General features: G+C 67.5%; 11 protein-coding genes. 3 read left to right on the forward strand and 8 right to left on the reverse strand.

Annotated features, from left to right (window positions below):
• Nucleotides 1–185: 185 nt before the first annotated feature.
• Nucleotides 186–2,621: an alpha/beta fold hydrolase gene (locus ABEA39_RS09780; protein ID WP_345375665.1), complete on the reverse strand. Its 2,436-nt coding sequence runs from the start codon at nt 2,619–2,621 to the stop codon at nt 186–188.
• Nucleotides 2,622–2,699: 78 nt separating this feature from the next.
• Here ABEA39_RS09780 and ABEA39_RS09785 point away from each other — a divergent pair, with 78 nt between their 5' ends.
• Both ABEA39_RS09785 and ABEA39_RS09790 read left to right on the forward strand, forming a co-directional pair.
• Nucleotides 2,700–3,326, forward strand: coding sequence for a TetR/AcrR family transcriptional regulator (locus ABEA39_RS09785; protein WP_345375666.1), 627 nt, complete (start codon nt 2,700–2,702; stop codon nt 3,324–3,326).
• Between the two features lie 68 nt (nt 3,327–3,394).
• Nucleotides 3,395–4,258 (forward strand): 3-hydroxyacyl-CoA dehydrogenase, encoded by an 864-nt coding sequence (locus tag ABEA39_RS09790; RefSeq protein ID WP_345375667.1) that lies wholly within the window; start codon nt 3,395–3,397, stop codon nt 4,256–4,258.
• 44 nt (nt 4,259–4,302) lie between these two features.
• On the opposite strand, the gene ABEA39_RS09795 is transcribed toward ABEA39_RS09790, so the two are convergent.
• From ABEA39_RS09795 to ABEA39_RS09815, 5 genes are all read right to left on the reverse strand, one after another.
• A complete protein-coding gene (locus tag ABEA39_RS09795; protein WP_345375668.1) occupies nt 4,303–5,367 on the reverse strand; it encodes a hypothetical protein in 1,065 nt (354 codons plus the stop codon).
• An 11-nt stretch (nt 5,368–5,378) separates the two neighbouring features.
• Nucleotides 5,379–5,960, reverse strand: coding sequence for an ABC transporter ATP-binding protein (locus ABEA39_RS09800; RefSeq protein WP_345375669.1), 582 nt, complete (start codon nt 5,958–5,960; stop codon nt 5,379–5,381).
• A gap of 11 nt (nt 5,961–5,971) precedes the next feature.
• Nucleotides 5,972–6,907, reverse strand: a complete 936-nt coding sequence (locus ABEA39_RS09805) for a peptidoglycan-binding domain-containing protein (protein WP_345375671.1) — start codon at nt 6,905–6,907, stop codon at nt 5,972–5,974.
• Between the two features lie 107 nt (nt 6,908–7,014).
• Nucleotides 7,015–7,620 carry a hypothetical protein gene (locus ABEA39_RS09810; RefSeq protein WP_345375672.1) on the reverse strand — a complete coding sequence of 202 codons (606 nt, stop codon included), beginning with the start codon at nt 7,618–7,620 and terminating at the stop codon, nt 7,015–7,017.
• Nucleotides 7,621–7,622: 2 nt separating this feature from the next.
• Nucleotides 7,623–7,910 (reverse strand): hypothetical protein, encoded by a 288-nt coding sequence (locus ABEA39_RS09815; protein WP_345375673.1) that lies wholly within the window; start codon nt 7,908–7,910, stop codon nt 7,623–7,625.
• A gap of 293 nt (nt 7,911–8,203) precedes the next feature.
• Between ABEA39_RS09815 and ABEA39_RS09820 the strand changes: the two genes are divergently transcribed.
• Entirely contained in the window at nt 8,204–9,322 is a 1,119-nt protein-coding gene (locus ABEA39_RS09820) for a Fic family protein (protein ID WP_345375674.1), read from the forward strand.
• Nucleotides 9,323–9,421: 99 nt separating this feature from the next.
• Here ABEA39_RS09820 and ABEA39_RS09825 read toward each other — a convergent pair whose 3' ends face one another.
• Together ABEA39_RS09825 and ABEA39_RS09830 are read right to left on the reverse strand one after the other, a co-directional pair.
• On the reverse strand, nt 9,422–10,903 hold the full coding sequence (locus ABEA39_RS09825; RefSeq protein ID WP_345375912.1) for a glyceraldehyde-3-phosphate dehydrogenase: 1,482 nt from the start codon (nt 10,901–10,903) through the stop codon (nt 9,422–9,424).
• Between the two features lie 38 nt (nt 10,904–10,941).
• Nucleotides 10,942–12,963 carry a phosphoenolpyruvate carboxykinase (GTP) gene (locus ABEA39_RS09830; RefSeq protein ID WP_425556952.1) on the reverse strand — a complete coding sequence of 674 codons (2,022 nt, stop codon included), beginning with the start codon at nt 12,961–12,963 and terminating at the stop codon, nt 10,942–10,944.
• Nucleotides 12,964–12,983 lie beyond the last annotated feature (20 nt).

Here is a 12,983-nt window from a genome sequence, read left to right on the forward strand (position 1 = left end):
GTGCTCGGCTGCTCGGCGACCAGGCCGGTCGAACAGCTCGCCGCGACATCGTGACGAAAGCCCGGCGTGGTCGGCGTCGGGCGTTTTCGTCAGCGAGGTCTGGGCGGACGACCGGAGCGTCGAGGCCTGCTCGACGTGTTCCGGCCCGTTCACTGTAGCCCGGCATCCCCCGATCCGACCGCCTTTCAGCGCCGCCCTGCTGCGGTAGCCGAAAGGCGGCGCGCCAGGAACTCCTCGAGCACCTCGGCGAACTCCGAGGGCCGCTCGATCTGGGGCATGTGCCCGGTCTTCGTGAACACATGCGTCTCGGCCTCCGGCAGCGCCGCTCGAGCCGCCTCCAGGTGCGAGAACGGCAGCACGTGGTCGTCGTCGCCCCACACGACCAGCATCGGGATCCGGAGCTTCGTCACCCGAGCGAGGAGTGCCTGCCGCCAGGCCTCGCTCACCCCGCGGATCGTACCCAGGTCGCGCGCCAGGTCGAGGGTGGTCTGCTGGTGGGTCGGCCGCTGCGACAACGCGAACGAGTGATCGACTCGCGCCCCGGTCGCGAGACGCCGATCGTGGAAGACCGACAGGACCGTGCGAACGGAGTTGGCGCGGGCGGGCCGCATCAGGAGGCTTCCGAGAGGCTTGATGGCGAGCATCCGCAGCACCACGGCCACCTCGGATCCGAAGCCGGCGCTGTCGGCCAGGACGAGGGCCGAGACCCGCTCCGGGTGGGCGGCGGCGAAGGTCATCGCGACCGCCCCGCCGAGGGAGTTGCCGACGACGGGCAGGGGGTCGCTCACGCCGACGGCGTCGAGGAAGGACGGCAGGATGCTCGCCAGCTTCTCGAGGGTCGCGGCGCCCTGGAGCCGCTCCGAGTACGCGAACCCCGGAAGGTCCAGGCTGTAGACCGTGTGGCGTTCCGCCAGGAGCTCGTGCTGCTCGGTCCAGTCGTCGAGGCTCTGGCCGATGCCGTGCAGCAGGAGGATCGGCGCGCCCGAGCCGGTGACCCGGTAGCGGAGTCGGACGCCGTCGACGACCACGTTCGCGGTGCCGGGAAGGGCGAGCGGGTCTTCGGCCTCCCCGTTCGGCACCGGGATGCCGGCCTTCGCGAACACGACGTCGTCGGTGATCCGCCCGGTTCGCAGCAGCCCGAAGTCGCGGAGGTAGTTCTGGTGCAGCCGCCACGGCGAGCTCTCGCCCTGCTTCGGCAGCTTGCCGACGTCGCGCAGTACGTACCCGGCTTCGAGGTCGATCAACGGGCCGAGCTCGCCGCCGCGCGCCTCGTTCGTCGCGAGCGGAGTCACCGACGCCAGCCCGTGCCGATCGAGGTGCTTGAGCAGCCGCGTGACGTACGTCGCCACCAGGTCGGCCTTGAGTGTCCACGAGGCGTTGGTGTACCCGATGGTCAACGAGAAGTTGGGGACGCCGGCGAGCATCATGCCCTTGTAGGTCAGCGTCTGCGAGACGTCGATCGGCCGCCCGTCGACCGTGAGGGTCATCCCGCCCATGACCAGCAGGTTGAGGCCGGTGGCCGTCACGACGATGTCGGCGTCGAGGTGGCGACCGGAGACGAGGTCGACGCCAGTCGGGGTGATGCGATCGATCACGTCGGTGACGATGTCGGCATTGCCCTTGCCGATCGCGCGGTACAGGTCGCCGTTCGGGATTGCGCACAGCCGCTGATCCCAGGGCTCGTATCGCGGCGTGAGGTGCTTCTCGACGTCGAATCCGGCCGGCAGCTTCTCGGTTGCCGAATTCTTCAGCATGGCCTTCATCGTCTCGGGACGCCGACGACTGAGCTGGTACGTGAACATCGAGAAGCCGATGTTCTTGACCCGCACCACGTCGTAGGCGAGCTTCGCCGGGAGCTTGCCGCGCAGTCGGTCGGCCAGGTGGTCTCGGGCCGGGACCGGAGCGATGTAGGTCGGCGAGCGCTGCAGCATCGTCACCTGCGCGGCCGTCTTCGCCATCGACGGCACGAGCGTGACCGCCGTCGCCCCGCTGCCGATGATCACGACGCGCTTGTCTTGCCAGTCGAGGTCGGAGGGCCAGGCCTGAGGATGCACGAGGCGGCCTTCGAAACTCTCGGCCCCCGCGATCGTCGGCGTGAACCCCTCGTCGTACCGGTAGTAGCCGGAGCACACGGAGAGGAAGCGGCAGGTGAAGGTGAGGGTCTCGGCATCCCCGCTCGCGGTGTCGGTGTCGGTGTCGCTGTCGTTGTCGGTCTCGGGCTGCGGTTGGGCCTGCGAGTACTCGTGGTCGGTCGTGCGGACGGCGGTGACCGTCCACAGGGCGGTCTCGCTCGACCACTCGGCCGAGAGCACGCGCGTGTTCAGACGGATGTGCGACTCGAGGCCCTCGTCGCGGATGGTGCTGCGGATGTAGTCGCGGATCGAGTCGCCGTCGGCGATGGCCTTGGCGTCGGTCCAGGGGCGGAACGAGTACCCGAGCGTGTACATGTCGCTGTCGGAGCGGACGCCGGGGTAGCGGAAGAGGTCCCAGGTGCCACCGGTCGCGCTGCGGGATTCGAGGATCGCGAAGGTCTTCGTCGGCAGCTCGCGCTTGAGGCGGCTGGCGGCGCCGACCCCGCTGAGTCCGGCGCCGACGATCAACACGTCGATGTGTTCAGTCATGGCGGCAGGCTACTCCTCCAGTCGACACCGTGTCGATCCACTCGACACGGTGTCGACGAATGTGATTGGGTGGGACGCATGGCCCAGCGCGGACGCAGGACGACCCGGATCTCGGGCGACGAACGCCAAGAGGCGATCCTCGTCACCGCCGAGACTCTGCTCGGCGAGAAATCCTTCGACGACATCTCCATCGACGACCTAGCCCGCGGCGCCGGCATCTCGCGCCCCACGTTCTACTTCTACTTCGGCTCGAAAGACGACGTGCTGCTCGCCCTCCTCGACCGGGTCATCGGCGAGGTCGAGCGCCGGGTCGGTGCGCTCCCCCGCGACTTCGAGGCAGCCCCCGCCTCGACCTGGCGACAATCGATCGGTGCCTTCGTCGAGGTCTTCGCGGCCCACCGGGCCGTGTCGGCCGCCGCGATCGCCGGCCGCGCCCGCAACCCCGAGGTGCACGCCCTCTGGTCGAGGTCGATGGAGTCGTGGGTCGCCTACACGACCGAGGTCGTCGTCGCGGAGCGCGCCCGCGGGGCCGCACCGGGCGGCCTCGACGCCCGCGAACTGGCCGTGGCCCTCAACCTCATGAACGAACGGGTGCTCACCGCCGTCTTCAGCGGCGAGAGCCCCTCACTGCCCGAGACGGACACACTCGACGTCCTGGCCGGCATCTGGATCCGCAGCATCTACGGGCGCGACCTCGCGCCCTGACCCTCGGGGGTGCCTCGGCGCCCCGACCGCGGCGCACCGTCGCGCCGCCTTACGAAAGGAACACCGCCATGTCTCCCATCAGCACCATCGCCGTCCTCGGAGCCGGGGTCCTCGGATCCCAGATCGCCTACCAGGCGGCGTGGAACGGCTTCACCGTCGTCTCGTACGACGTCGACGACGCGGCCCTGGCGGCTGCGCGCACGCGGTTCGACCGCCTCGGGCACACCTACGAGGGGGCTCACGTCGCGAGCCGCGCCTCGGACTCGCCCGACGCGGCGGCCGCGTCCTCCCGCCTGACCCTGACCTCCGATCTGGCTGCCGCCGTCGCGGACGCCGACCTCGTCATCGAGGCCGTGCCGGAGAACCTCGAGGTGAAGCGGGAGTTGTACGGGCGTCTCGCGGCAGTGGCGGGTGCATCCACCATTTTCGCGACGAATTCGTCGACGCTGCTGCCGAGCGACTTGAAAGACGCGACCGGCCGGCCCGACCGTTTTCTCGCCCTGCACTACGCCAACAACGTCTGGGCGCAGAACACCGCCGAGGTCATGGGCACGGTCGACACCTCGCCCGAGTCCTTCGAGGCCGTCGTCGACTTCGCGACACGCAGCGGACTGGTGCCGATCGAACTCAAGAAGGAGAAGGCCGGCTACGTGCTGAACTCGCTGCTCGTGCCGTTCTTGAACGCGGCCTCGGAGCTTTTGATGCTCGGCATCGCCGACCCGGAGACCGTCGACAAGACCTGGCGTCTCGCGACCGGTGCGCCCGCCGGCCCGTTCCAGATCTACGACGTCATCGGCCTGATCACGCCCTACAACATCGCGTCGTCTCGCCCGGATGCGGGCTCGCAGGCCTTCGCGGCGTACCTCAAGGAGAACTTCATCGACAAGGGCAAGCTCGGCGTCGCGACCGGCGAGGGGTTCTACACGTACTGAGTCGCGCAGACCGAGCGGGGCTGCCGGGACCGAGCCCGGCGACGTCACCGCTCCTTGAAATACCGGAAGAAGTGACGCTCGCGAACGGTTGCCACTCCCGCGGCCGTTCCGAGCTGCGCCCCGATCATGGCGATGAGGAGCACGACGAGGGCATTCCACACGGTGGGATCACGATTCTGCTCAGACACCCTTGTCACGCAGATGACCGCGACAAACGAGAGAGCACTCCCCGAGAGGGACCAGATGCCTGCTTGGACGCCGAGCGAGAGGATTTGAGCGCGGCGGCCCATGCCGGCATGCCTGTCCGCCGACACGACGAGCCGACGAAACCAGACGAAGCCGAATCCACTGAGGGTGGCCGCCGCCCAAGCCAAGCCTCCGACGAGCGGACGTGATGTCGTCCGGTGATCGACGAATCGATCACCCTTCGTGGAATTGAGCTGTCGGAGGGTCGGCCGCTCAGCCGATGCCTCGTCGGCGGAAATCACTGTCCTACTGAGGGCCGCGACGGCGGTCTCGTCCTCTGGCCAGACAGTCATCCAGCAGGCGTCATAGCGCTCCTCGATCGATGACGCGGCCTCGACGGCTGCGTACGCGAGCCCGGCCTCCCGCCCGTCGTCGGGATAGTCATAGACACCGGCGACCGTCGTCGGGCCGTTCATCGTCGCGACCGTCGCCCCCGGTGTGGCCCCGAGAATGGAGGCGACTTCAGTCGATACGACGACACCGAGACTGAGTGGTGCGGAGAATCCGATCACGTCGGAGAAACCCTGCGTCGCGGTGAAGAGGGGGATGCGCGTTCGAGGGAGCGCTTCCGCGACGAGCCCGTCGGGGGACTCGCGCACCGCACCGGCCGCCCTCACCGATGCCAGGTCGACGAGGGAGTCGCAGGCCCGGCCGTCGATTCGTCCTGGACTCGTTTCGACGAACGTGGCTGCGCCTGCCTCGACGTAAGCATCGGCGGCCAGGACTGCCGAGGTCGTGTCGACCGCACCCCACGTGGCCGCCCCGCCCGCAGTCACAGCGAAGAGGATTGCGAACAGGAGGGGACGCGATGCACCGCTCGCTATGTCGCGGAGTCCCTCGCCGATGGCGGCCCGCCACGACATGCGCTTGCGACTCATTGCGGCTGCCCGAGGTCGAGAATTCGGGAACAACACCTCCGCGTGGTTTCGTCATGCGTGGCGACGATGACGGCGGTGCCTCTCCCGGCCAATCTGCCCAGAACACCATTGACTTCGCTTGAGGTCGCTCGATCGAGTTGAGCCGTGGGCTCGTCGATCAGAAGGACCGTGGGATGCGAGGCGATCCCCCTGGCCAACATGAGACGCTGAGCCTCTCCGCCCGAGAGCTCTCCGAATTCGGCGCGGCGGCGCCCGGCCAGTCCGAACGCCTCCAGCAGCTCGTCGGCCTCCCGCTCGGCCTCGCGACGTGTCCAGCCTCGAGCGAGCAACGGTAGAGCTACATGGTCGATGGCAGAGCGACGGGCGACTCCGATGGGGTTCTGGAAAACCCATGCGATCGTCGACGCGGACGGGCGGACGACTCGACCGCTAGTGGGAGCGAGCATCCCCGCAACGATCGCCAGAAGAGTGGATTTGCCGCAGCCCGAGGGACCGACGACGCCGTGAATACGGCCTTCTTCGAAGACCCAGGAGACATCTCGAAAGAGTTGTCGACCTCCGCGAAAGGTGTGACTCACCGACTCCAGCCTCAGGGGCATGTACGGACTCTCGGGCTGGCGACCACCTTCTCGAGCCGGACATCATCGAGCACGTCGACGAACGTCTGACCGAGATCGGAACCGACTACGCGGACGGCGACGGCCGTTGACAGAGTCGAATCGGAAAAGACACAAGCAAGCCCGTCCTCCACCCCGACGAGTGCCGTCGGCGGTATGACGGAGACCTCCACCGGTTCAGCAAGCCGCCACCGCGCGGATGCTCGTGGATCGGATCCAGCGTCCGACAATGCCGTCGAGAATTCGGTCGTGGCCGCGATGGACACGAGGTCTTCTCCATTCTGAACGACTCCATCCGGGCTGATGGGGACAGTCGCCGTGCCGATGTCCAGGACACGCTGACCGGCTGCCGCTGCAGTCGGCAATTCACTCAACCGAGCCCCCTTCAACTCCACGGGAAGAGTCAGCAACGGGGTACCCGAATCGACCTCGGCTCCGATACTCGCCTCGCACGATCGGATGACGATCTCCCGGGCCGGTATCCAGGCGAATGAATCGCGCGACACGACCATCGGTCGATCGGGCTGGAATCCGGCTGCTCGGAGTATTCGAGCAGCAGCATCGAGCGTGCTTCGGCCGGCGATTCCGTCCGCCCGCACCATCTGGCCCAGGTTCGCCAACTCGGATTGGAGCGCACGGACATCTTTGCCCCGGTCGCCGAATGCGATGTCCCGCCAGAGCGGCTGCGCTGTGGCGAGGGCAGTGATCGGCACCCCGTCGATGGATGCCAGCGCTCGACCGCTCCGAAGCACCCCGCCTGTGGAACAGGCAAGCTCCGTCAGAACCCCGGCTCTTGTTGCGGCCACCGGACGAGGCCCGCCTGTTTCGAAGTCGATCTGGACCTCCCGTTCGTCGTCATCCGTCCTCTGACTCACGGGGACGAGCGATGACTCAACGGCTTTCCGCAAGGCCTCTGGTTCGTTCTCCGGCGTGCGCAGGAGCGATAGGGCGGCTGCAGAACCGGCGAGGAGGAGGCAAGCCAGACAGAGCGCTTGGAGAGGGAGACGCCTCCTAGTCACTGCAATCCCTGGAGCCCGAGAGGGTCGAGCTGACACGACTCTGCTTCTCTGGACCGCTCGTCGTAGGGCAGCCTGCCGGCTTCGTTGTCTCGAGCCCACGACTTGGAGTCGTATGTCTTGGTCACGAGCCCCGCCTTTTGCAGACATGCCACCACGATGGAGGCTTCGTCTTGACGATCTGGATTGCGTCTCACCTGTTCGTAAAGAAAGCGGATTGATCCTTCCCACCGCTTCTCACATCGACGCAGTACGGCGTCGGACTTCTCGAAGAAATCGTCGGGGTACCGATCCGACTTGGAACCGAGCTCGAAGCCCCCCGCGTCGTCCCAGGTGATGACGTATCCGGAGTCTCCAACACACTGCTGCAATCGCTCCTTGGTCTGTTCGTATTCAGCCAGGGTCACTTCACCATCTCGAAGAACCTGACGTTCGTAATCGCTGTCGGCCTCGGCATAGGCCCCCTCGAATTGCTGAGCCCAAGGCCCGGCGAGCCCGAGAAGAGGTGTTGCGATCCTCTCCTCGGCAGGGGATTGACAGGCCGTAAGCATCAGGGCCATCCCCGTTGTCAGGATGACCCTGATGCCCTGCTGCAGAAGCGGCATTTTCAGCTCTGGAGCGTGTACCCGTAGGACACGACATTCGCCCAGCAGACGCCCTGTTTCGACCATTGGCCAGCGCTGGCCCAGTTTCCGTACTTGGAGGCCGAGTTCCGAATCGCGTCCCAGTGGTGGGCTGGACGGGCCGCGCACTTGTTGAACGCCTGCCACGTCGAAACGTTCTGAACGCAAGGCAATGCAGAAGCCTCAGGCGCCGTGGCGGTGTCGACGGCGATGCCGCCAACGGCCGCGACCGATGCCAAGGTGACGCCGAGGACGGCATGACGAATGGACATTGTTTCTCCGATCTGTGAAGTCGTTCTCCTCTTCGACCGAAGTTATACAATATGAATGCGATATGCGAGTTGACTATTGCGCGTTTTTCTTCGGCCTGGGAGATCGAACGAGAGAATGTGCTCTCTCTTTCGGCGTGACGGGAAGACCGATGTTGTTGACACTTACAGCGTTTAACTGTCATTGTCTGGGGAGGTAATGACGTAGAGGAGGTCCCGTGTCGGCCTGGCCATCGCACACTTCCCGAACCGTGCCGTGGGTGAGCGTCGGGCGGCGCGGCACCAAGGACGATCGGATGCTCACAGAAATCACGGTGTCCTTGCCGCCGAAGATCGCCGCACTGACCCCATCGAGCGAGTCAGGACGCGACCTCTCTCGGGCGCGCCGCGAGGCGGGCGACCTGGAGAAGGTGGCGGCAGGCGTGCTGAGCCCGCTGGCCGGTTTCCTCATTCGGATGGAATCGGTGGCATCCAGCCGAATCGAGCACGTCGAGGCGACCCCACTCGCGTTCGCGCGTGCGATCGGCGGCTTGAAGGAGAACAGCTCGGCGATGTCGATGGTGGCGGCTGGGGCGGCGATCACGGGGCTCATCGACGCCTCCCACGACACGATCCGCATCGATGAGATCCTGACCGCGCACCAGTCGCTGATGCGGAACGACCCCGATCCAGAAGAACGGCGCTACGCCGGCCGGATGCGCGACGTGCAGAATTGGATCGGCGGCTCCAAGCATTCTCCGCGGAACGCGCTGTACGTGCCGCCACCGCCGGAAACCGTGACCGACTCCCTGAAAGACCTGATCGCATTCGCGAACCGGGACGACGTCGAGCCCATCACGCAGGCGGCGATCGCACACGCGCAGTTCGAGAGCATCCACCCGTTCACCGACGGCAACGGCCGCATCGGTCGAGCACTCATCGGCGCGATCCTCCGTCGCCGTGGCGTCACTCCGCACACGGTGCTCCCCGTGGCCAGCGCCCTCGCCGCAGACACTCCCCACTACTTCTCCCTGCTCACGGCGTACCGCTCAGGTGATGTGCTGCCGATCGTGACCGACCTCGCGCTCAGCATCGAGGCCGCCGCCCGTGAGTCACAAGGCACCGCTCGGTCCTTCCGGGCGTTCGAGGGCGCATGGCGCGAACAGCTCCAACCCCGCGCGAGGAGTGCAGCCGATCGGATCCTTCCGGCGCTGCTCGCAGTGCCCGTCTTCACTGTCGAGCAGCTCGCTACGACGACGGGCCTTCCGGAGCGGAGCGTCTACCGTGGCATCGAGACGCTCGAGGAGCACCACATCCTCGAGGCCGTTACCGAGCGGGTCCGAGGCCGCACCTACGCGGCGATGGACGTCCTGGACGAATTCGAGGACCTCGATGCCCGGATCCGCGAACGCATCTCGTTGCTCCGCGCCGGCTGAGCCACGCCGGCCCGGTCCACTCCGCACTCCGCTCGGGCTCGGGCCGGGCATCCCCCGGCAACCCCTACCTGCACGGCATCATCGGGCCGAAGCAGCCGGCTACGACGGTGCGGATCCTGCGGCGCTGAGAAGCCCCCGGGGCTGCGGCGCGGAGGGAACCCGAGCCGGATACGAACTGATCCGCACGCCCGTCATGCTCTCGAGGACACGGACGACCTGCCGACTGTAGCCGTACTCGTTGTCGTACCAGACGTAGACGACGACCGACGGGGTGCCGTCGGCGATCGTCGCTCGACCGTCGACCACCCCGGCCTTCCGCGCCCCGAGCTGATCGCTCGACACGATCTCGGGCGAATCGACGTAGTCGACCTGCCGGTGCAGCCCCGACCGCAGCGAGACGCCACGGAGGAACGAGTTGAGCTCGTCGCGGGTCACCGGGCGCTCGAGGCGGAGGGTCAGGACCGCGATCGACACGTCGGGGGTCGGAACCCGGATCGCATTGCCCGTCAGCTTGCCGGCGAGCGCGGGGTACGCCTTCGCCACGGCCTTCGCCGCGCCCGTCTCGGCGAGAACGAGGTTGAGCACCGCCGAGCGCCCTCGTCTCCCCTCCGGATGGAAGTTGTCGGTGAGGTTCTGGTCGTTCGTGAACGAGTGGACCGTCTCGATGTGGCCGTGCTCGACGCCGAACTCCTCGTCGATGGCAGCCAGCACGGGCGTGACGGCGTTCGTCGTGCAGGAGGCAGCCGCGACGATGGCCTCGTCGCCGATGTCGTTCGTGTTGACCCCGTGGACCACGTTGGGGATGTCGCCTTTGCCGGGCGCGGTCAACAGCACCCGCCGGATCCCCCGGTTCAGCAAATGGCGTTCGAGACCCACCCGATCGCGCCACTTGCCGGTGTTGTCGACGAGGATCGCGTCGGAGATGCCCAAGGAGGCGTAGTCGACCTGGCCGGGATCGTCGGCGTGGACGAGCGCGATGACGGTTCCGTTGGCCGTGATCGTCTGGGCCGCCTCGTCGACGACGATGGTGCCGTCGAACGGCCCGTGGACGCTGTCCCTGCGCAGCAGACTGGCCCGCTTCACGATGTCGTCGGAGCCCGAGCCCCGCACGACGATCGCGCGGAGCCGGAGCCCACTCGCGCCGCCGGCCCGCGACACGAGGATGCGCGCGAGCAGGCGCCCGATCCGGCCGAAGCCGAAGAGGACGACGTCGGTGGGCGGTACGGCGAACGCGCCGACGCCCACGACCTCGGCGAGCTCGCGCCGCAGGAAGTCGTCCAGACCCTGCTCCTCCTGAGCACGAAACCTCTCGTTGAGGTCCGCCAGGTCGATGACCGCAGGACCGAGATCCAGCCGCGTGAGCCCCTCGAGGACGGGCGCGATCTCGCTCGGATCGAGTTCGACGCCGTCGAGATGGCGAGCGAACCGATGCAGCTTCAGCAGGTCGTTCGCGCTCCGCCCCGGCAAGCGCCGTCCGTGGATCGTCGTGACCACGTTGCGTCGCCGGTAGAGCGCCCCGACGAGCGGGATCATCTGCTCGGCGAGCGACTCGCGATCGGTCCACGCCGTGAAAGGGCCCACGATGTCGACGGGTTCGCTCACGCGGTCCGCGGGTTCGCTCACGCGGCATCCACCTCTTCGACTCGAGCGTCCCGTGGCGGTGCGGTCACGACGCGCCTCCTCGCCGATACCGTCAACCGCTCGGTCAGCTCCGACAGCTCGTCCCAGAGCGCTTGCGGTGTCGCAGCCCCGAACCGACCGAAGAACTCCTCGGTCTGGGCGCACTCGTCGAGCCACGGCTCCTCGTGCACGGTCAGCAGTTCCTCGAGCGCCCCGTCGGCGAGGCCGAGCGCTCGAGCTCCCAGGGCCGCCGGCTCGGGTACGAAGCCGATCGGAGTGCGGACGGTCGTCTCGTTGCCGGCGGTGCGACGGGCGATCCAGGCGAGAACGCGGCTGTTCTCCCCGAAGCCGGGCCACAGGAACGACCCGTCGGCCCCCTTGCGGAACCAGTTCACCTGGAAGATCTTCGGCGCCTTGTCGCCGAGGGTCTCGCCGATGTCCAGCCAGTGCTGCCAGTAGTCGCCCATGTTGTAGCCGACGAACGGGAGCATGCCGAACGGGTCGCGGCGGAGCTCGCCGACGGTTCCCTCCTGGGCCGCCGTCTTCTCGCTGGAGATCGTGGACCCGACGAACACCCCGTGCTGCCAGCTGAACGCCTCCGACACGAGAGGCACGTTGGTGGCACGGCGTCCGCCGAAGACGATCGCGTCGAGGGGCACCCCGTCCGAGGCGAACCAGTCGTCCGACAGGGTCGGGCACTGTTCCACGGGCACGGTGAAACGGGCGTTGGGATGCGCGGCGGGGGTCGTGCTCGACGGCGTCCAGTCGTTCCCGCGCCAGTCGACGAGGTGCGCCGGGGCGACGCTCGTCTTCCCCTCCCACCAGACGTCTCCGTCGTCGGTCAGAGCGACGTTCGTGAAGATCGTGTGCTCGCGGATCGTCGCCATCGCCACCGGGTTGGTCGCCTCGGACGTTCCCGGGGCGACGCCGAAGAATCCCGCCTCGGGGTTGATCGCATAGAGCCGGCCGTCCGGGCCGGGACGCAGCCACGCGATGTCGTCGCCGATCGTCTCCACCCGCCATCTGGGCAGTGTGGGCTCGAGCATCGCCAGGTTGGTCTTGCCGCACGCGCTCGGGAACGCGGCGGCGACGTGGCGTGCTTCGCCGGAGGGGCCGGTGAGCTTGATCAGCAGCATGTGCTCGGCCAGCCAGCCCTGGTCGCGGGCCATGGTCGAGGCGATGCGCAGCGCGAAGCACTTCTTCGACAGCAGGGCGTTCCCGCCGTAGCCCGAGCCGAACGACCAGATGGAGTTCTCGTCGGGGAAGTGGGTCACGAACTTGACCGGGTTGCACGGCCAGGCGACGTCGTCGCGGCGCGTGCCGTCCGCGTTCCGCAGGGGGAAGCCGACGCTGTGGACGCCGGCGACCCAGGGCGTGTCCGGCCCGATCAACGCCAGGGCCTCGTCTCCGGCGCGGGTCATGATCGACAGGGAGACGACCGCGTAGGGAGAGTCGGTGATCTGGACTCCCAGCTGTGAAATCGGGCCGCCGATCGGGCCCATCGAATACGGAACGACGTAGAGGGTCCGGCCACGCATGCATCCTGCGAACAATCCGTCGAGTTCCGCATGCATCTCGAGGGGGTCGCGCCAGTTGTTGGTCGGGCCGGCGTCTTCTTCGCGAGAGGAGCAGACGAAGGTGCGATCCTCGACGCGGGCGACGTCGTCGGGGTCGGATCGGGCCAGGAAGCTCGACGGGCGGAGGGTGGGATCGAGACGGACGAGCGTTCCGTCGTCGACCATGCGGGCCGTCATCCTCGCCCACTCCTCCTCCGACCCATCACACCAGACGACCTCATCGGGCCTGGTCAGCAGCGCGATTCGGGCCACCCACCCCGCGAGGTCGCGATTGGCGACGTCGTGGCGCCAGGCTCCGGACGGCACCTCCGGCAGCGGCGGGACGGGCAGCGGGGCAAAGGTGTGGTTGTGAGTCGTGGTCGAGCTCGGCACGGGATCTCCTCGTCGAGATGGGGGATGCGGAGTTCCAGGTTGCGGTGTCGGATCAACCGGCGGGATACTCATGCCGTGCAAACTCTGCGAGA

This window comes from Frondihabitans cladoniiphilus (genome assembly GCF_039544345.1).
Lineage (GTDB): Bacteria > Actinomycetota > Actinomycetes > Actinomycetales > Microbacteriaceae > Frondihabitans > Frondihabitans cladoniiphilus.